The sequence below is a fragment of the Albidovulum sediminis genome (genome assembly GCF_025380365.1).
Lineage (GTDB): Bacteria > Pseudomonadota > Alphaproteobacteria > Rhodobacterales > Rhodobacteraceae > Albidovulum > Albidovulum sediminis.
In genome coordinates, this window is sequence record NZ_JAOCQF010000011.1 from 1 (window position 1) to 17,611 (window position 17,611).

General features: G+C 61.1%; 18 protein-coding genes and 2 pseudogenes. 11 read left to right on the forward strand and 9 right to left on the reverse strand.

From position 1 onward, the window contains the following. Positions 1 to 362 (forward strand): annotated as a pseudogene (locus N5I32_RS20990) (DUF2493 domain-containing protein); the annotation flags it as partial. 146 nt (positions 363 to 508) lie between these two features. Here N5I32_RS20990 and N5I32_RS20995 read toward each other — a convergent pair. Together N5I32_RS20995 and N5I32_RS21000 are read right to left on the reverse strand one after the other, a co-directional pair. Next, positions 509 to 1,009 carry a PIN domain-containing protein gene (locus tag N5I32_RS20995; RefSeq protein WP_500789592.1) on the reverse strand — a complete coding sequence of 167 codons (501 nt, stop codon included), beginning with the start codon at positions 1,007 to 1,009 and terminating at the stop codon, positions 509 to 511. Beyond that, positions 1,006 to 2,085: a helix-turn-helix domain-containing protein gene (locus N5I32_RS21000; RefSeq protein ID WP_261497870.1), complete on the reverse strand. Its 1,080-nt coding sequence runs from the start codon at positions 2,083 to 2,085 to the stop codon at positions 1,006 to 1,008. The genes N5I32_RS20995 and N5I32_RS21000 overlap by 4 nt, the downstream gene beginning before the upstream one ends. A gap of 107 nt (positions 2,086 to 2,192) precedes the next feature. On the opposite strand from N5I32_RS21000, the gene N5I32_RS21005 reads away from it, so the two are divergent. The 4 genes from N5I32_RS21005 to N5I32_RS21435 are packed head-to-tail and all read left to right on the forward strand — an operon-like array spanning position 2,193 to position 5,135. Continuing rightward, entirely contained in the window at positions 2,193 to 2,417 is a 225-nt protein-coding gene (locus tag N5I32_RS21005) for a DUF2188 domain-containing protein (RefSeq protein ID WP_261497871.1), read from the forward strand. 26 nt (positions 2,418 to 2,443) lie between these two features. Next, positions 2,444 to 3,469, forward strand: coding sequence for a CBASS cGAMP-activated phospholipase (locus N5I32_RS21010; protein WP_261497872.1), 1,026 nt, complete (start codon positions 2,444 to 2,446; stop codon positions 3,467 to 3,469). Between the two features lie 5 nt (positions 3,470 to 3,474). Continuing rightward, on the forward strand, positions 3,475 to 4,668 hold the full coding sequence (locus tag N5I32_RS21015) for a nucleotidyltransferase domain-containing protein (protein WP_261497882.1): 1,194 nt from the start codon (positions 3,475 to 3,477) through the stop codon (positions 4,666 to 4,668). Next, complete coding sequence (locus N5I32_RS21435; protein WP_500789593.1) at positions 4,665 to 5,135, forward strand: type II CBASS E2 protein; 471 nt, start codon at positions 4,665 to 4,667, stop codon at positions 5,133 to 5,135. Before N5I32_RS21015 ends, N5I32_RS21435 begins: the two co-directional genes overlap by 4 nt. Before the next feature lie 56 nt (positions 5,136 to 5,191). Here N5I32_RS21435 and N5I32_RS21020 read toward each other — a convergent pair whose 3' ends face one another. The 5 genes from N5I32_RS21020 to N5I32_RS21040 are packed head-to-tail and all read right to left on the reverse strand — an operon-like array spanning position 5,192 to position 10,635. Next, positions 5,192 to 5,902, reverse strand: a complete 711-nt coding sequence (locus N5I32_RS21020; protein WP_040673311.1) for an IS6 family transposase — start codon at positions 5,900 to 5,902, stop codon at positions 5,192 to 5,194. Positions 5,903 to 5,917: 15 nt separating this feature from the next. Next, the gene (locus N5I32_RS21395; RefSeq protein ID WP_261497873.1) at positions 5,918 to 6,421 is read right to left on the reverse strand and encodes a DeoR/GlpR family DNA-binding transcription regulator; all 504 of its coding nucleotides are present in this window, start codon (positions 6,419 to 6,421) and stop codon (positions 5,918 to 5,920) included. A 22-nt stretch (positions 6,422 to 6,443) separates the two neighbouring features. After that, the gene (locus N5I32_RS21030; RefSeq protein ID WP_261497874.1) at positions 6,444 to 7,292 is read right to left on the reverse strand and encodes a carbohydrate ABC transporter permease; all 849 of its coding nucleotides are present in this window, start codon (positions 7,290 to 7,292) and stop codon (positions 6,444 to 6,446) included. Further along, positions 7,289 to 8,209, reverse strand: coding sequence for a carbohydrate ABC transporter permease (locus N5I32_RS21035; RefSeq protein WP_261497875.1), 921 nt, complete (start codon positions 8,207 to 8,209; stop codon positions 7,289 to 7,291). The genes N5I32_RS21030 and N5I32_RS21035 overlap by 4 nt, the downstream gene beginning before the upstream one ends. Positions 8,210 to 8,211: 2 nt before the next feature. Further along, positions 8,212 to 10,635, reverse strand: coding sequence for an FAD-dependent oxidoreductase (locus tag N5I32_RS21040; RefSeq protein WP_261497876.1), 2,424 nt, complete (start codon positions 10,633 to 10,635; stop codon positions 8,212 to 8,214). Between the two features lie 48 nt (positions 10,636 to 10,683). Between N5I32_RS21040 and N5I32_RS21045 the strand changes: the two genes are divergently transcribed. From N5I32_RS21045 to N5I32_RS21070, 6 genes are all read left to right on the forward strand, one after another. Then, positions 10,684 to 11,379 (forward strand): HAD family hydrolase, encoded by a 696-nt coding sequence (locus N5I32_RS21045; RefSeq protein WP_261497877.1) that lies wholly within the window; start codon positions 10,684 to 10,686, stop codon positions 11,377 to 11,379. Positions 11,380 to 11,460: 81 nt separating this feature from the next. Beyond that, positions 11,461 to 12,462: a choline/ethanolamine kinase family protein gene (locus tag N5I32_RS21050; RefSeq protein WP_261497878.1), complete on the forward strand. Its 1,002-nt coding sequence runs from the start codon at positions 11,461 to 11,463 to the stop codon at positions 12,460 to 12,462. 68 nt (positions 12,463 to 12,530) lie between these two features. After that, on the forward strand, positions 12,531 to 13,919 hold the full coding sequence (locus N5I32_RS21055) for an ABC transporter substrate-binding protein (protein ID WP_261497879.1): 1,389 nt from the start codon (positions 12,531 to 12,533) through the stop codon (positions 13,917 to 13,919). After that, a complete protein-coding gene (locus N5I32_RS21060; RefSeq protein ID WP_261497880.1) occupies positions 13,916 to 14,179 on the forward strand; it encodes a hypothetical protein in 264 nt (87 codons plus the stop codon). Before N5I32_RS21055 ends, N5I32_RS21060 begins: the two co-directional genes overlap by 4 nt. Continuing rightward, on the forward strand, positions 14,176 to 14,337 hold the full coding sequence (locus tag N5I32_RS21065; RefSeq protein ID WP_261497881.1) for a hypothetical protein: 162 nt from the start codon (positions 14,176 to 14,178) through the stop codon (positions 14,335 to 14,337). Before N5I32_RS21060 ends, N5I32_RS21065 begins: the two co-directional genes overlap by 4 nt. Beyond that, positions 14,334 to 15,410, forward strand: coding sequence for an ABC transporter ATP-binding protein (locus tag N5I32_RS21070; protein WP_304504994.1), 1,077 nt, complete (start codon positions 14,334 to 14,336; stop codon positions 15,408 to 15,410). Before N5I32_RS21065 ends, N5I32_RS21070 begins: the two co-directional genes overlap by 4 nt. 42 nt (positions 15,411 to 15,452) lie before the next feature. Here the strand turns inward: N5I32_RS21070 and N5I32_RS21075 are convergent. Next, positions 15,453 to 16,724 (reverse strand): annotated as a pseudogene (locus N5I32_RS21075) (GMC family oxidoreductase); the annotation flags it as partial. Positions 16,725 to 16,776: 52 nt separating this feature from the next. After that, complete coding sequence (locus N5I32_RS21080) at positions 16,777 to 17,487, reverse strand: IS6 family transposase (RefSeq protein WP_040673311.1); 711 nt, start codon at positions 17,485 to 17,487, stop codon at positions 16,777 to 16,779. Positions 17,488 to 17,611: the final 124 nt, after the last annotated feature.

Sequence of the window (17,611 nt, forward strand, 5' to 3'; positions counted from 1 at the left end):
CCAGCAGGCCCCAAGGTGGCCCTCACCGGCGGGACCGACTTCAACGATCACCGCCTTATCTGGGGCAAGCTCGACCAGGTCCGGACCAAGTATCCCGACATGGTCCTTCTCCACGGTGGCAGCCCCAAGGGCACCGAACTGATCGCGGCCAAATGGGCCGAGGCCCGCAGCGTGACCCAGGTCGCCTTCAAGCCCGACTGGACCAAGCACGCCAAGGCCGCCCCCTTCAAGCGCAACGACGCCATGCTGGACGTCCTGCCGTGGGTGTCCTCGTCTTCCCGGGCAATGGCATCCAGGAAAACCTCGCCGACAAGGCCAAGAAGCTCGGCATCCCCGTCGTGAAGTTCGAGAGGGGGGCGTGAGCCCCCTAAGTTCTAGGGGCATCGAGCAATTGTCGGGGCAGGGCCCAGGGGCAATCATTTCAGCAAATGTCTCTGGGTTTTCTTGTCCTTAATCGGCCCAACCGTGCCGCCATCGAACTGTGCTTCTATCGTCCGCACAAAAGGTCTTAGAACTTCCGTAGTCGCTTTTCGATCTCGGAGTCGGGAAGAAACACGGCACGGTCATTCATCCAGATCTCCAGTGCAGAGACCAGGAGCTCAAGTTCGCAGGCCCCTGCGGCAAGCAGTTCGTCGATTATCCATAGAACGCCATGCACTCGTACTTCCTTCGATGAAGCAATTTTCCGAAGCTGATTGTCCCCAGTGAGGAGGATTCCGTTCTTCTGTCTGGCTGCTGTCACCAGTGCAAAGCAGTCGTTCGCCGAAAGACCGCGGCACTCTCGTTTCAGCGCCATTGCGAGCGCCACTTCTTCGCCAGGAAGATCGTATGTCGCGAGGCCTCCGCCCTCAAGCATGCGCCATTCTTCAGGCGTGAAATCGAGGAGCTCTTCTTCGCGGATCGGCAACGGTACGATAAACTGATACGGAAGCCGCAGAAGGACGTGAAGGAGCTGCCCCTTGCGGAGGTCAATCAAGCAGGACGCATCGTTGACTACAACGCAGGTCACAGGTCGCGGGGCCCCCTGATTGCACGTTCGACTATGTTCAAGGGCAGGCCCAGCATCTGCGCCGCTCGGACAGGTGAGATCAGTTCCTCTCCAAGAGCACGCCAGACCAGACCCTCGAAGCGTTGTGGAACTTCGAAGGCAGCAAAGCCTTCGCCATCTTCAAGGGCCTCTGGTTCAGTGCTTCGCCAGCTACGGGCATAGGTCTTGAAAGCATACTCGACTGCCGCCCTAGACAAGATACCTACTTGACCAAGCCGCATCAGCATCGCAGCGGCCGAAACACCGTAGGTTCGCTTGAGCCGCATGATCTCATGATACGTGACGCCGCGCTGATTTTCACCGGCCAAAGCGGTAAGATGTTCAGCGGGCACCAAGAAGGCTCCGGCGAAACGGTTCATCGCCGGTTCCAGCCGGATCGAAGGATTCTCGGTTCCGGCGATGATCCGGTGCGCCAGTTCATGGGCAAGGTTGAACCGCTTGCGCTCGACGTTGGTCTGGCGTGCGACAACAATTACTTCGGTCGGTGGGAGGTCAGCCCGTTCGACATGGCATGCCATACCGTTGATGCGCTCCGGAAGATCGGTCTCGATAACTTTCAGGCCCTTATCTTCGAGAAGGGCAGTCATACTGGGGATCGGATCGATCCCCAGCTGCCATTTCTCACGGACCTGGAGCGCCTTTCTGTCGAGCGCGTCATCGTCTTCAACTTGATCGATCCGAACTTCGGCGAAGGGGTTGTCAGGCTGTTGGATTTCAAGAATGTCCTCGATGGCCAGGTAGTCCTCGAGCTTCCCGATCACGACCATTTCCGCCTTGGCGCGGTCCTGCGCAGAGGCGTTCGAGGTCTTCCGCCATTCAAGTGACTGCAGCTCATGCACTTGGCCGCCCATTAAGAAATCGAGCGATACTCCTAGGGATTTGCTCAAGCCGACCAATACGGCAGAGGACGGCATCATCTTATCCGCCTCGTACTTGTTGATTGCCTGCGCCGAAATGCCAGGAGTCAAGCTTTCCGCAAGTGCTTGCATAGACAGTCCTGCCTGCTTGCGGGCAAGCCTGAGCCTTTGTCCGAACATGGTTCTCTCCCATCGACGCTGCGGCGGTTGATAAACGCCATATCTTAGTGTATATATGAACACAAGGTTGACGAAACGTCAATGAAAATAGAGGCAGGAAGGCCAAAATGACCAAAAAAAATCAACATGTTGTGCCTCATGCGAGCGGATGGGCGGTCAGGGGTGCAGGCAACGAGCGCGCCACTTCAGTTCACGGTACTCAACGTGAGGCGATCAGCGCGGCGCGTGAAGTTGCGATCCGGCAAGGCAGCGAGATGCTAATCCATGGCGAGAACGGCCGCATCCGCGAGCGCAACACCTACGGCAGGGACCCGTATCCGCCGAAGGGCTGAACGGCAGAAATACAAGGGACATCGGAATGAGCGGCAGTGGGAGTAACAGGCAAATACGTCGCATCCTCTCCATCGACGGGGGCGGGATCAAGGGCACGATGCCGGCTGCGTTCCTCGCGGGGCTCGAGGAAGATCTGGGCCAGCCCATTGGCTGCTATTTCGATCTCATCGCGGGCACATCGACGGGCGGCATCATCGCACTTGGCCTTGGCCTCGGCCGCACGGCAAGGGAACTGCTCGAGCTTTACGAGCGCCGCGGGCCTGTCATCTTCGGCCAGGACAATGCGAATGACGAGCCGCCGGGGAGGCTTCGGCAGGCCTGGCGCACCCTCACCTCTACAGGGCGGCACGCTATCGGGCCAAAGCACGATGCAGAAATTCTTGCCCGCGAACTCAAGGCCGTTCTCAATGACGATCTGATCGGGCAATCACAGACCCGGTTGGTGATCCCAGCGTGGGATGCCGATCTCCGCAGCCCCTATATCTATAAGACCGCGCACCACGCGCGCCTACAAACCGATTTTCGCAAGACTGCGCTGGATGCCGCTTTGGCAACTGCAGCAGCACCTACATATTTCAAGCGACATCGCACTGTTGATGATATCGGCCTGACTGATGGCGGGACGTGGGCCAACAATCCCACAGCAATTGCCGTCGTCGAAGCTATCACTCTTCTAGGGTGGCATCCGGCAGACCTGCGCATCCTAAGCCTCGGGTGTCTGGACGAGGTCTACATGCTGCCTGAAAGTCCAGGGTTTGCCGGGCTCGGCCTCAAAGTCCTCAACCTTTACGCGGATGGGCAATCACATGGCGCACTCGGCATGGCAAAGCTCCTGACGGGACACCCTTACGAAGGGGATCGCATCTACCGCATTTCGCCGTCTGTCCCGAGCGGATTCTTTACCTTGGATGACACCACGAAGATCGGCCGCCTCAAGGGCCTCGGCATGTCAGAAGCCCGAAAAGCAAAGCCCCACCTGACGCCGATCTTTTTCACCCAGCCTGCCGATACCTTCGTGCCGGTCTATCAACTTAAGGAGAACGCGGCGTGAATCAGATGTTGCGACAGCCGCTGACCGACAGTGATATACGTCGGCGCACTCAGATATTCACCATCCTGGACGAGATAGGCGAGGATCTGGACCTCACCGAGACCCAGTTTGATCGTGCGCGCCAGAGCTATGGTGCCGTCGGAGACTGGCTTTCCGGATCGACTGATCCGCTACTTGTCAGTGTTCTGGTCTATCTTCACGGATCCAGTGCGCTTGGAACGGCTGTGAAGCCAATCGGGCGGCGGGAATTCGATGTCGATCTGATCTGCTTTTGCGCAGGTATCTCGTCAGGCATCTCCCCGGCGGCCCTGAAAGCGGCTGTTGGCAATCGGCTCAAGGAACACGCCACCTACGTGCGCCTTCTCGAAGAAAAGAAGCGCTGCTGGCGACTTAATTATGCGGGAGACTTTCACCTCGACCTGTCCCCGACTATCGCAAACACGGCCTGCATCAACCGGGGCGAACTGGTGCCCGACAGGGCCTTGAAAGAATGGCATCCGACAAACCCGCGGGCCTACAAAACGCTGTTCGACGAGCGAGCTGCACTTCGACCGACCTTTGTGGGTAAGTTCATTGCCATGCAGCGAGACGAGGCGAACGTGGAGCCGTTCCCTGTCCGAGAAGCAGTGAAAGGTATCCTGCGCCGCATCGTGCAATTGCTCAAACGGCACCGCGACGTTTTTTACGAGAACAACACGCAAGACGTGGCCCCGATTTCCGTGATCATTACCACCCTTGCGATGCAGTCCTACGCCTATTGCGTGCGCAAGCACGTCTTCCAAGACGAAATGGATCTACTGGTCGAAACGATCCGGATGATGCCGCACTTCATCGATCGTCCCATTGTGGACGGACGGCGGGGTTATGCCATCCTGAATGAGACGACCAACGGGGAAAACTTCGCGGACAACTGGAACAAGGATGTTCGCCGGGCACCAGCCTTCTACGCGTGGCACGCGCAAGCTCTGTCCGATTTCGAAGCCCTTCGAGACGCTGTCGGACAGGACCGCTTGTCTCTGAATATGGAGCGATCATTCGGATCCGGTGTTACCGGTCGGGTGTTGGGCAATCGGGTGGATGCGGTATCGGATGGTCGCAAATCTGGCCTACTTTCCGTCGCGCCCCTAATCGGCCTGACGACGTCGAAGGTAGCGGCATCGACGATTGTTCCCGCGAATACTTTCTTCGGCGATCAATGATAGGAAATGGTGGGCGGCAAAATCTAACGCTCTCGCAGCAGCTCTTGTTTCTGCGCTCAAGTCCTACCATCGAGGGTGCGGGAACGTTGAGCGGCGAAAAGCTAACCTGGCAAATGGCAGTTCAGCCGACTCCTCTCGCACGGACCTACCGAGTGAATATTGCCTACCGACCCGGGGAAACGCCATCCGTTCAGATAGCAGACCCGGATCTGCAGCTTCTAGCAAGCGGTCGTCCCCTACCGCATGTCTACAACAATCCTGTCCGTCTCTGCCTAAATCTTCCAGGAACAGGGGAGTGGGAGCCAACGAAGCGGATTGACCAGACCATCGTTCCGTGGACCTACCTTTGGCTATACTATTTCGAAGACTGGCTCGGGACCGACGAATGGAAAGGTGGAGGCCGGCATCCGGGCGAGGAACCAAATCAACCAAGGAATCGAGCGCTCAGGCGTGCGTTGGATAGATGATGAACGGCATTGCCAAGTTACTTGACGTTGATTGCAAGAGTGGTGATTTCTCGCAATCAGGCCGTCATCTCGGCGGCATAACCGTCCCACAGGCCGAAGGCATCGGCTCTGGCATGACGGTAGGAGATGGTGGAAAGTCGATAGCGGCGGGGGCGGAAGATGATGCTGATCTGGTCGTGGGCAGCAAGGAACCTTTGCGCCTGCCTCGGCGATTTGAACCTTCCCATGATCTTTTCCCGTCGCCGCGTCGGCCGGTGTGATCCTTCGATCAGATTGTTGAGGCCTTTATGCGCGCGATGATCCGCGCCCGGCGCAAAATCGTGGACTGGCTTGAAATAGCTGCGGAGCTTGTCTGTGATCACAACGCGTGGGTGGCCGAATTGGGCGACAAGCCGCTTCAGGAAACGTCGCGCGGCTTTCGCGTTTCGCTGTGGCTGAACGAGAATGTCGAGTACAGCGCCGTCTGCGTCGACCGCCCGCCAAAGCCAGTGTTTCACGCCATTGATCGGCACCACCACCTCGTCAAGATGCCACTTGTCTGCAGGTGTCGGTCGATCCCTTCGGATGCAGTTGGCAAAATGGGGACCGAACCGGTTTACCCATAGCCGAACCGTCTCCCGGCTGACGACCACGCCACGCTCAGCAAGCAGATCCTCGACATCGGCCGTGCTGAGTGCAAACCGATGGTAAGCCCAGACGGCGTAGGAGATGATCTCGCGAGGAAAACGAAAGCCCTTCAGGCGCGGCATTGTTGGTGGAGTTCTCATAATGATCGCCTATCCTCACGCAAAGCCGTAATCAACTTGGCAATCCCCTCCGGGCAGCATGATGACGCGGCTGTTCTTGGACGCCCCGACAGTCGTCGTGATCCGCAGGTCGTTGGTGATGACGGTCACGTTGGACGATCCGGCCGCGAGGCGGCGCGCGAACTGAAGCGTCGTCACGCCGGGCCCCAGCGCGAGGGTCTCGCCCGGTTCGACCAGTTTTTCCGCCCGGCGGGCGATGGCAATCCGCTCTTCGCGGTGAACGGCATTGCGTTCCATGAACGGGCGGTCGATCCCGGAAGGAACGATCATGGCCCCGCCATAGGTTCGATTGATGAGGCCCTGGCGCGTGAGCTTGTTCAGATCCCGCCGGATCGTCTCCGTGCTCACGTTGAACGCATCGGCCAGGCTCACGAGCTTCATGCCCGGATTGGCTTCGAGCTCGGCCACGATACGCTTGAGACGGGTTTCGCGGTCGAAACGGCCGCCACTTTCACTCCCGACGGCTGCATCGTCGTTCACGCAGCGTCCTCCCGAATCATATCTATCCTTTCACGGCCCCGAAGGTGAGCCCCCGCACCAAATGCTTCTGTCCCATGAATGTAAAGAGGATGACGGGAATACTCTGGACCACGCAGGCCGCGGCCACTTCGCCCCACAGCGTGCTCGTCTGCACGACCAGCGTCGGGATCATCACCGTCATCGTCCGCCACTGCCCGGCGGAGAGAATGAGCGAGAACAACAGCTCGTTCCACGAAAACAAGAGAACGAAGATCGCCACCGTGACGACGCCCGGCCACGCCATGCGCAGGCTGATGCGGAAGAACACGCCGAAATGGCCGCAGCCGTCGAGCCGGGCGGCCTCCTCCACCTCCTTGGGGATATCCTCGAAGAACGATTTCATCATCCACACGACGAGGACGAGATTGAAGCTCGCATGTGCCAGAATGACGGCTACCCCGAGGTCCAGCATGCCGAGCCGGTAGAAGATCAGGTACATCGGCAAGGCGAAAGCCACCGGCGGGCCAAGCCGCGTCGAGAGAATGAAGAACATCAGGTGGTTCGAGCCCGGCACCTTGTGCCGTGCAAGGGCGTAGGCGGCGAGGACGCCGATGGTCACTGCCACCAGCGTGCTCGAAAGGCCGACCACGATGGAGTTGAACAGATACCGTCCGAAGCCCTTGTCGACAAAGACCGAACGATAGCTGTCGAGCACCGGGTCGAACAGAAGGCTCGGGGGCGAGACGAAGATCTCGTCCTTGGGCTTGAAGCTGGTCAACAACACCCAGAGATAGGGCAACAGCGCGATAACGAGCAGGAAGAACAGGGGCAAGATCCAGGATGCCGCCCGAAACCGGCGCCGCCACGCGGTTTGCCTGCGAACGCTGCTCATGCGGGCTCCTTTCTCGCCGAGACGATCTTGTTGAAGGCGGCCGCGGCAATCAGCGACATCAGGCCGAGCACCATGCAGATGGCCGATCCGTAGCCGAGCTTCCATGAACCGAAAATGGCCTTGTGGGCGAAGAAGGTTATCGTGGAGGTCGAGTCGGTGCCGGGACCGCCGCCGGTCAGGACATAAACGGCGTCGAACATCTTCGACGCGTCGATCGCCCGAAACAGCACGGCGACGACGATCAGCGGCCTCAGCATGGGAAGCTGGACATGCCACAGGATCTGCCAGGGCTTCGCCCCGTCGATCCGCGCGGCCTCGATCGGCTCCGACGGAAGGCTCGAAAGACCCGCGATCATGATGAGCATCATGAAGGGCGTCCATTCCCAGATATCGATCAGCATGATCGCGAGCCAGGCCGTCGCCGGATCGGAGAAGATCGGAACGTTCTTGAACAGGCCGACGGACTGCAACAGATAGGTGCCCGCGCCGAAACTCGGCGCGAGGATGAACCTCCACAGCATGGCCACGACCACCGGCGCAATCATCGTCGGGATCATCACCAGCGTTATCATCAGGCGCCGGCCGAAGAAGTAGCGATCGAAGCAGAGCGCCGCGGCCAGCCCCAGCACAAGCTCGATGGGAACGACGACGAGCACGAAGACGGCGGTTCTGCGCAGCGCCCCCCAGAATTGAGGGTCGTTGCCGAGAAGGGTCGTATAATTCGCCAGACCGACGATGCGGGGCTGCTTGGCAAAGCCGGCCAGGTTCCAGTTCGTGAGGCTGTCGCCCAGGGCGACGATGGAGGGCAGGACGGACGTCAGCGTCAGGAACAGCAGGACGGGCGCCAGGCAGAAGAAGACGAAGACCTCTTTCGAATGCCACCTGATCCGCAGGGCAGGCCAGCGTCCCTTTGCCATGGTCAATGCTCCGAGTGGGTTCCACCGCAACCGGCGATTTTAACTTTGCCGTCATGCGTTTCCAGTTCAAGTCCCGAATCTGCGAACCGTTTATCGACGAAGGCAAGAACGAAGCTTCCGTCGGCGATGGGCGAGAAGGCCGCGCTGGTGACGCTTCCCACGCGCTGGTCCCCGGCGAATAGGCCCTCGCGGCCTTTGGGACGATAGGCGCTTCCCTCGACGAGGAACCGTTTCAAGGATCGGCCGGCCGTCTCACCGCCTGTGCCTGCAGCGACGCCGATCTCGCAAGGCTTCGTTCGGCCATCGATCTCGTTCCCGAAGGCTGGAATGCCGTTTTCGATCCGCAGCCTGTCGATGGCCCGCGAGCCGGCAAGGCGCAATCCGCCCGCCGCCCCGCCCCCCGCCCCCCCCTTGAGCAGTGCTTCGAACACATAGGCCGCGTAGTCGGACGAGACATGGACCTCGACGCCCGGCTCGCCGAACGGCGTGGCAGCCACGAGGCGCACCGGCGCACCGGCGAGATAGCCATGCTCGATGGCCGACGTGCCGGGGCGAGGAATCGCATTCTCGATCAGCGGCTCCAGTATCTCGAGCACCGCAGGACCGCTCATCACGAACACGGCGGTTCCCGCCGTCACGTCCAGCCACCGGACTTCCGGAACTTTCGCCAGGCCATGACGAATGAAGGTCTGGAGATAGGTGCCGCGCGATGCCGACGTCGTCAGCACAAAGTTGTCGTCCTCCAGTGGCGTGATCGTCACCTCGCAATCGATGCCGCCGGTGGGAGTGAGCGCAAAGCCGGTGGATATCCGCCCCTTCGTCAGCGGCGGGCAGGCCGGGAAGAGGTTTCGAAGGGCTGCTTCGGCCCCCGGTCCCATAATGGCGAATTTCGCCCGCGAACTATCGTCGACGAGAATGGCGGACCGCTTCGCGGCGATATATTCGCCGTTGACGAGGTCGTCCACATCGGCGCCTGCCTCGCCATCGAAGTATTCCGCGACTTCCCAGCCGGCCACCGGCGTGAAACGCGCCCCGGCCAAGGCAAGAGCGGCATAGACGGGGCTGCGGCGCAAGGTTCTCGCCATCTGCGCCTCGTCCGACGGGCGTGCAAGAGCATAGTGGCGCCGCTGGCCGTCGATCGCGAGTTGCTTGACCATCTGGTCCGATCCGTGATGCCGGCTGAAGCGGCGAATGTCGGCCGCTCCCAGATCGTACGGCGGCTGGCCGTCGGTAATCCAGTCCGCCATCGCCTTGCCCGCACCGCCGCCCGACGCGATGCCGAAACCGTTGAAGCCGCAAGCGAGGAAGAAATCACGAAGCTCGGGCGCTTCGCCCATGATCGGCATGCCGTCCTCCGTAAAGGATTCCAGCCCGTGGATGAACCGCTTGATCCCGACCTCGGCAAGCGCAGGGATGCGCATGACGGCGGCATCGACCGTCAAGGTGAAATGGTCCAGTTCCGGTTCGAAGAGATGGAATGCGTGGTCCTCGGGAATGGGTGAAATCTCGTAAGCCTGCGGCTCCTGGTCGTAGTTGCCGAAGGCATAGCCCCCGACCTCTTCCTTGAAATAGATGTAGTTGTCGGGGTCGCGCAAATCCGGCGCACCACGGGGAAGGCCGGGTATGACGTCGGTGATCGCATACTGGTTGTAATTGGCCTGCAACGGCACGTTGACGCCCGCCAGCCGTCCCACTTCGCGCGCCCAGACACCGCCGCACAGGACGACCTTGTCGCAGGCGATCGTCCCGCCCGTCGTCTCGATCGCCGTCACCCGGTCGCCGCTGCGCACGAACCCGGTGACCTTGGTGTTCTCGAAGATCCGCGCCCCTTCCATTCGCGCGCCCTTGGCCAGCGCCATCGTGACGTCGCTCGGATTGATCATGCCGTCGGTCGGAATGTAGATCGCGCCAAGGACGCCCTCCAGAGAAACCACCGGAATCATCGCTTTGACCTCGTCGGGCGAGATCATGCGGATATCCAGCCCGATCGACCGCCCGATCATGACTGAGCGCTCCAGTTCGTCCTTCCGCTCGGGTGTGCAGGCCAAGCGGATGGAGCCGCACTGGACCCAGCCGGTCGCCTGGCCGGTCTCCGCCTCCAGCCGGCCGTAGAGTTGCGTCGAATAGCCGATCATCTGCGTGATGCCGATGCTGCTGCGAAGCTGGCCGACGGAGCCGGCCGCATGCCAGCTCGTGCCCGACGTAAGCTGAGCCTTCTCCAGCACCACCACGTCCTTCCAGCCGCGGCGCACCAGATGATAGGCCGTCGAGCAGCCAAGAATTCCTCCGCCGATCACGACGATCTGGCTTCGCTCGGGTAGTTCTCTCGACATGGCCGCTCCGCAGGCGTTTCCCGGGCGATTCCCGCCCGGTGGATTTTGCGTAAGCGAGGAGATAACATAATCTTGTGGAAATAACAATATCATCTATGGTGTTTTCCAACAGGCGGACAACCGGGAGGCACGAGGGTGGAGGTGCGCGGGCTTTTGCTGGATCGCGACGGGACGATCGTCGATCTTCATGCCCCCTTCATCCGGATCGCGCAGCGGGCCGCCGCCCTGTTCTCGCAGGGCGACCCGTCACTGGAGGACGCGCTACTGAAGGCGGTCGGCTTCCGCTCCGACTCCCGCCGGATGGGGGTCGAATGCGCTTTCGCCGCCGGAACGAACGAGGATGTCATCGCGCGCTGGCAGCCCCTGCTGCCCGGAACGAGCAGGACGGATATCCAGGAGCATCTGGCCGCGATCGACGCGCACGAGATGGCCGAGGCACGGCCGATCGGCAAGGCCCTGGAAGTCATCGAAGCCTTCCGCAAGGCGGGATATTCGCTTGGCATGGCGACGAACGCGACGGCGCTCTCGGCACACGCGAGCGTCGACAGGCTGGGGCTTCGCGATGCCCTCCACTTCGTCGCCGGCTGCGACAGCGGCTATGGCGCGAAGCCGGAGCCCGGAATGGCGCTGGCCTTCTGCACGGCCTCGGGGCTCCGGCGGGAGCAAATAGCGATCGTCGGCGACACGCCGCACGACATGCAAACCGGAAGGAACGCCGGCCTGGGACTTTGCATAGGCGTGCTGAGCGGCGCCGGGACACGGACCGACCTTATGGAAGCGGGCGCGCACGTCGTTCTAGACACTCTGTGCGAGGCGGCGCAATTCTTGCGAATGTGAGAGTGGAAAAAACAATTCACAACCCTGTTTTTATGTGTAACTCTCCACGAAATGAGTGGGAACAACGACAAGGACCTGGAAATGAGTGGGAACAACGACAAGGACCTGGGATTGATCCAGCGCTCGTGGGGTATCGACCAGATCGTTCGGCATATTGCCGCGCTGGATTTGTGGCGCGGACCGGTTCGGATCGAGCCTATGGTTGGAGGTCTCACCAACCATAACTTCATCGTACGGGACGCCGGGACGGTATACGTGGCGCGCGTCAGCTTCGACATGCCGGCGCACGACCTCTACCAGCCCTTTGTGGCGACGGTGATGAACGCGGCCGCGAACGCCGGCATTTCCCCGCGGCTGCACTATCAGGACGACGCGCTCACCATCATGGACTTCCTGCCCGGCGGCGCGTTGCGTCCGGACTCCTTCGCCGATGCCTCCGTTCTGGAAGCGGCGATCGACCTCCTGAAGCGGCTTCACGGCCTCGGCAGCAACCTGCCGGGTCCATTGCGTTTCTGCTATCCCCCTCAGAAGGTCAGACGCTACTACGCCTTCCTCGATCAGGCGGGCAGCCGGGAAGCGGCGGATGCGATCCCTGAATTCGAGGCTCTGTGCACGGCAATCGAGGCGCACACCACGCCATTCGTTCCGACTTTCGTCCACATGGACCTATCGCCGCAGAATTTCGTCTTCGACGAACATGGCATCCTGAGACTGATCGACTGGGATTACGGCGGCGTCGGCCATCCGATGGCCGACCTGGCAAGCATGACGATAAACGGCGATATCGCCCGCTCCGACTGGCAACGGGTGGTATCGCACTACCTCGGCAAGCCGGCCGGCTTTCAGGAGATGAAGCTCTTCTCCCTGTTCTGCGTCGTGGTTTCCCTGATGGAGTATCTCTGGGCATCCGTTCAGAAGCTCGTCTCGCATCTGCCGGGCGATACGGTCGCCGCATCGATGGCCGCGACCTATGGCGACTATGCGCCGAGCTTCGAGGGTTACTGCGAACTCAATCTCGACCGTTTCAGGCGGGGGCTCGACGAATACCGGGAAACCTACGGACCTCTCGAAACGGGCACCTAGAAGCAAACCGGCATATCCGTGCCGGCCGGTTTGCACCCTTCAAAACGCGCGGGAAAGGAAACAGGGGAATGAGAGCCACATCACACAGCACTCCCGCCATCCTTGTGGCGGCACTCGCGGGATCTTTCTATGCACTGGCCGCCGGTTCCGCATGGGCCTGGAACCTGGAAGAGGCTTCCGCACCCTACAAGGGCCAGACCATCACCATCGCCTGCGAGGCCTATGCGCCCTGCAACGCCTTCAAGAAATTCATTCCGGAATTCGAGCAGCGGACCGGGATCAAGGTGACCATCGAGGCGGGCGATCTCGGCCAGATACAACAGCAGACCCTGACCGACGCGCTGACCGGCACGCAGGTCTACGACCTTGTGCAGATGACCAACCTGGTGATCGGCGCCTGGGGCGAGCACGGCTTCGCGGAGCCCATGCAGCCCTTCCTCGACAATGCGGCCCTGCACGACCCCGGCTACAAGCTCGAAGACATGTCGCAAGGCGTCATCGCCAGCACCGGCACCTACAAGGGCGTCCTCTACGGCATTCCCTACATGCTGAACTCGCCGTTCGGCATCTATCGCAAGGATCTTGCGGCCGACCCCGCCGAGCAGGCGGCTTTCAAGGCCAAATACGGCTACGACACGCCTTTCAACGGCGACAAGTGGATCGAGGTCGACGACTGGCAGAAATGGCGGGACGTCGCCGAATTCTACAACCGCAAGCCGGGCGAGAAGGTCGCCGGTCAGACCCTCGACCATGAATTGTGGGGCACCGCCGCGGCCTTCAAGCGGCACATTACCCTCTTCTACGACTATGAGCGCGTCCTGCTCGGCATGGGCGGCGTCATGGTCGACGAGAACCGCGTGCCGCAGTTCGACAAGCCCGTCGCCAAGCAGGCGCTGGAATACCTTCTCGACTGGCGGCAGTTCTCGCCGCCTTCCTATAAGGAATACACCTGGGATGAGGAATATGCCGATTTCTGCACCGGCAAGCTGTTCTCGACCCCCGGCTGGGCGGATTCGACGGCCATGGAAGAAAAGCCCGAGGAATGCCCGGTCGTTTCGGGCAAGATCGGCTATTTCCTTCACCCCGGCCCGCACACGGTCGCGGACGGCTCCTCATGGGTCATCCCGTCGAAATCCCAGCACAAGGAGGCTGCCTTCCTGCTGGCGCAGTTCCTCGGCACCTACGACGTGCAGTCGCGTTGCCATCCGCTGGGCTGCCTGAGCTTCCGAAAGGACGTTCTGGCGAATCCGGAACTCGACGACGACGGCGCGACCGTCCTGTTCCGCAAGCTGCTCTCCGACCCGAACCTCGTTTATCCGCGGCCGGCGCTGCCCGAATGGGTGGAGTTGCAGCCTCTTCTCCTCGACGAGTTGAGCGCGGCGGGAGCGGACCAGCAGGACGCCGACACGGCGCTTGCGAAACTCCAGGCGGCGTTCACGGAGATCCTGCAGCCATGAGCGGTGAGCCCGTGAATGCAGAACCGGCCTTCACGGGCGCCCCGCAGGGCCAGCAACGCTTCTTCAGCCTGTCCAACGGCAATTTTCGCGGCAGCCTCTGGGCGTTTCTCTACTGCCTGCTGATCGTCGTCGTCTGCCCATTGGCGCTCGATCTGGGGGTATCCCGCTACGCCGTGGCGGCCGGCGCCTTTGTGGTTCTGCCCGTCGTCGCGTCCCTGCTGATCATCGTGATAAGAAAAATCCTTCGTGTGCAGCGATGATACCCCATCTCCTGATCCTTATCGCCGTGTTTCCCCTTCAGCTCGCCCTTGGCTGGTGGAACGACAAGCATGGCCTGTTCGACAGCGGCGAAGTCGGGTTCTGGGGAACGATAATCTTCGTCGTCGCCGAGATGGCATACCTTGGAGCCCTGCAATGACGCCCGCAATGACGCCCGCAATGACGAATGTGAGCCTGCGTGGCCTGAGCAAAAGCTTCGGCCATTTTTCCGTGGTGAAGGCTTTCGACCTGGAGATAGCGGCAGGAGAGTTCGTCGTCTTTGTCGGACCTTCGGGCTGCGGGAAGACCACCACCTTGCGGATGATCGCCGGGCTCGAATTGCCTACCGGTGGAGAAATCTTCATCGGCAGCCGGGACGTGACCGATCTCGATCCGAGAGACCGAAGGATCGCGATGGTCTTCCAGTCCTATGCTCTCTACCCGCACATGACCATCCGCGAGAATCTCGGCTTCGCCCTGAAACTCGCAGGGGTCCCGAAGGAGGAGATCGCCCGCAAGGTCGAAGCCGTCGCCGACACGCTCGGCCTGCAACAATATCTGCAGGCCAAACCGCGCACGCTCTCCGGAGGCCAGCGCCAGCGCGTCGCCCTCGGGCGCGCGATCATCCGCGAACCCGACGTCTTTCTGTTCGACGAGCCCCTGTCCAACCTCGACGCCAAGCTGCGCAGCGTCATGCGCAACGAGATCATCCGCCTGCACAAGTCCCTTAAATCGACCATGATCTACGTCACGCACGATCAGGTCGAGGCGATGACCATGGGGGACAGGATAGTAGTCATGCACGGGGGTGTCGCCCAGCAGATCGGGACACCGCTCGAGGTCTATGACGAGCCCGCCAACCTCTTCGTCGCCACCTTCATCGGCTCGCCGAGCATGAACATTCTGGAAGGCGAGGTCGAGAACGGGAAATTCCAGTGCCAGGGCATCTCGATCGACAGCCCCGTCCCCGTCAGCGGCAAGGCATTCCTGGGAATAAGGCCGGAACATCTCAGAATTGTTCCGCATGATACGCCCGGGGCCATTCGGGGCACTTTGGGCGTGGTCGAACACCTCGGAGCGGAAACGATCATCGAATTGCTGACCGATGGCCCGGTGATAACCGCCAGAATCCCGCGCGCAGACGGACTGAGCGGAGGAGCAGAACTCTACGTCGCCGCGAACCACATCCATCTCTTCGACAAGGATGGGAATCGGATCGAAACTCCGAACTGAGCCCCTTTGGTCAGCGCCCTGATAGTAGGCGACGGCTCCTGATCACGGCCTCTCCTGCTCCCGGATCATCCATCCGGCCGCCTTCTCGGCGATCATCAGGGTCGGCGCGTTGGTATTCCCGCTGGTGATCCTGGGCATGATGCCGGCATCGACAACGCGCAGCCCGGCAATGCCGCGAACTCTGAGGCGGCTGTCCACCACCGCCATGGGATCGTCGTCGCGCCCCATTTTCGTCGTTCCGACCGGATGGAAGATGGTGCTGGCAATGTCTCCCGCCAAGCGGGCGAGTTCCTCGTCGCTCTGGAACTGCGGCCCGGGCTTCCATTCGACCGGCTGATATTTCGCGAGCGCCGGCTGCGATACGATCTTGCGCACCTGCCGAAGGCTTTCGGCCGCGATCCTGCGGTCCTCCTCGGTGCTCAGGTAGTTGGGCGCGATCGCGGGAGCGTCCTGCGCTTTCGCCGAGCGCAGGCGCATAGTTCCGACGCTCGTCGGATTGAGGTTACAGACACTGGCGGTAATGGCCGGAATGCGGTGCAGCGGCTCGCCGAAAGCATCGAGGCTCAGCGGCTGGACATGGAATTCCAGATTGGCATAGGGCTGCGCGGCATCGGAGCGGCTGAAGGCGCCGAGCTGCGACGGCGACATGCTCATCGGGCCGCTGCGCCGCAGGGCATATTCCAGGGCGATCCTCGCCTTGCCGGACAGGCTGCTGGCAAGCATGTTGAGCGTCTTCGCATGGCTCACCTTGAACACGGCCCGGATCTGCAGATGGTCCTGCAGGTTCTCGCCCACCCCAGGCAGCTCGTGCACCACCTCGATCCCATGGCCCCTCAGCAGGGAAGCAGGCCCGACCCCCGACAATTGCAGGATGTGCGGAGAGCCGATCGCACCCGCCGACAGGACAAGCTCCCTGCTCGCCCGCACCTCTATTGTTTGTCCCTGCCGTCTAAGCACGGCTCCGGCACAGCGCTTCTGCCCCGTATCGTCGATCTCGAACGTCAGCCGCTCGACCTGCGCATGTGTCCAGACGGAGAGATTGGCCCGGCCGAGCACCGGACGCAGGAAAGCCTTGGAGGTATTCCAGCGCCAACCGGATTTCTGGTTGACCTCGAAATAGCCCACGCCCTCGTTGTCGCCGCTGTTGAAATCGTCGGAGCGCGGAATCCCGGCCTCGACCGCCGCATCGGCGAAGGCTTCGAGGATATCCCACCTCAGGCGCTGCTTCTCGATCCGCCACTCGCCGCCATGCCCGTGCATATCGGAAAAGCGGCTGTTGCCGCCGGTCTCGGGATCGTTGCCGTTGTCCAGCCGAGGCATTGCCAAGTTACTTGACGTTGATTGCAAGAGTGGTGATTTCTCGCAATCAGGCCGTCATCTCGGCGGCATAACCGTCCCACAGGCCGAAGGCATCGGCTCTGGCATGACGGTAGGAGATGGTGGAAAGTCGATAGCGGCGGGGGCGGAAGATGATGCTGATCTGGTCGTGGGCAGCAAGGAACCTTTGCGCCTGCCTCGGCGATTTGAACCTTCCCATGATCTTTTCCCGTCGCCGCGTCGGCCGGTGTGATCCTTCGATCAGATTGTTGAGGCCTTTATGCGCGCGATGATCCGCGCCCGGCGCAAAATCGTGGACTGGCTTGAAATAGCTGCGGAGCTTGTCTGTGATCACAACGCGTGGGTGGCCGAATTGGGCGACAAGCCGCTTCAGGAAACGTCGCGCGGCTTTCGCGTTTCGCTGTGGCTGAACGAGAATGTCGAGTACAGCGCCGTCTGCGTCGACCGCCCGCCAAAGCCAGTGTTTCACGCCATTGATCGGCACCACCACCTCGTCAAGATGCCACTTGTCTGCAGGTGTCGGTCGATCCCTTCGGATGCAGTTGGCAAAATGGGGACCGAACCGGTTTACCCATAGCCGAACCGTCTCCCGGCTGACGACCACGCCACGCTCAGCAAGCAGATCCTCGACATCGGCCGTGCTGAGTGCAAACCGATGGTAAGCCCAGACGGCGTAGGAGATGATCTCGCGAGGAAAACGAAAGCCCTTCAGGCGCGGCATTGTTGGTGGAGTTCTCATAATGATCGCCTATCCTCACGCAAAGCCGTAATCAACTTGGCAATCCCGATTGAGGGGGTATTGCAGCAAATAGTCTGCCGACATCCGCCCGCTGCGGCGAAAGAAGACATAACGAACCAAGTCG

Bases quoted from the DNA above. Each gene is read 5' to 3' on its own strand.
- N5I32_RS21050 (WP_261497878.1), top strand. From the start codon at position 11,461: ATGAGTGGGAACAACGACAAGGACCTGGGATTGATCCAGCGCTCGTGG.
- N5I32_RS21005 (WP_261497871.1), top strand. From the start codon at position 2,193: ATGACCAAAAAAAATCAACATGTTGTGCCTCATGCGAGCGGATGGGCG.
- N5I32_RS21030 (WP_261497874.1), bottom strand. From the start codon at position 7,292: ATGAGCAGCGTTCGCAGGCAAACCGCGTGGCGGCGCCGGTTTCGGGCG.
- N5I32_RS21010 (WP_261497872.1), top strand. From the start codon at position 2,444: ATGAGCGGCAGTGGGAGTAACAGGCAAATACGTCGCATCCTCTCCATC.
- N5I32_RS21020 (WP_040673311.1), bottom strand. From the start codon at position 5,902: ATGAGAACTCCACCAACAATGCCGCGCCTGAAGGGCTTTCGTTTTCCT.
- N5I32_RS21055 (WP_261497879.1), top strand. From the start codon at position 12,531: ATGAGAGCCACATCACACAGCACTCCCGCCATCCTTGTGGCGGCACTC.
- N5I32_RS21035 (WP_261497875.1), bottom strand. From the start codon at position 8,209: ATGGCAAAGGGACGCTGGCCTGCCCTGCGGATCAGGTGGCATTCGAAA.
- N5I32_RS21435 (WP_500789593.1), top strand. From the start codon at position 4,665: ATGATAGGAAATGGTGGGCGGCAAAATCTAACGCTCTCGCAGCAGCTC.
- N5I32_RS21060 (WP_261497880.1), top strand. From the start codon at position 13,916: ATGAGCGGTGAGCCCGTGAATGCAGAACCGGCCTTCACGGGCGCCCCG.
- N5I32_RS21080 (WP_040673311.1), bottom strand. From the start codon at position 17,487: ATGAGAACTCCACCAACAATGCCGCGCCTGAAGGGCTTTCGTTTTCCT.
- N5I32_RS21015 (WP_261497882.1), top strand. From the start codon at position 3,475: ATGTTGCGACAGCCGCTGACCGACAGTGATATACGTCGGCGCACTCAG.
- N5I32_RS21040 (WP_261497876.1), bottom strand. From the start codon at position 10,635: ATGATATTGTTATTTCCACAAGATTATGTTATCTCCTCGCTTACGCAA.
- N5I32_RS21070 (WP_304504994.1), top strand. From the start codon at position 14,334: ATGACGCCCGCAATGACGCCCGCAATGACGAATGTGAGCCTGCGTGGC.
- N5I32_RS21065 (WP_261497881.1), top strand. From the start codon at position 14,176: ATGATACCCCATCTCCTGATCCTTATCGCCGTGTTTCCCCTTCAGCTC.
- N5I32_RS21000 (WP_261497870.1), bottom strand. From the start codon at position 2,085: ATGTTCGGACAAAGGCTCAGGCTTGCCCGCAAGCAGGCAGGACTGTCT.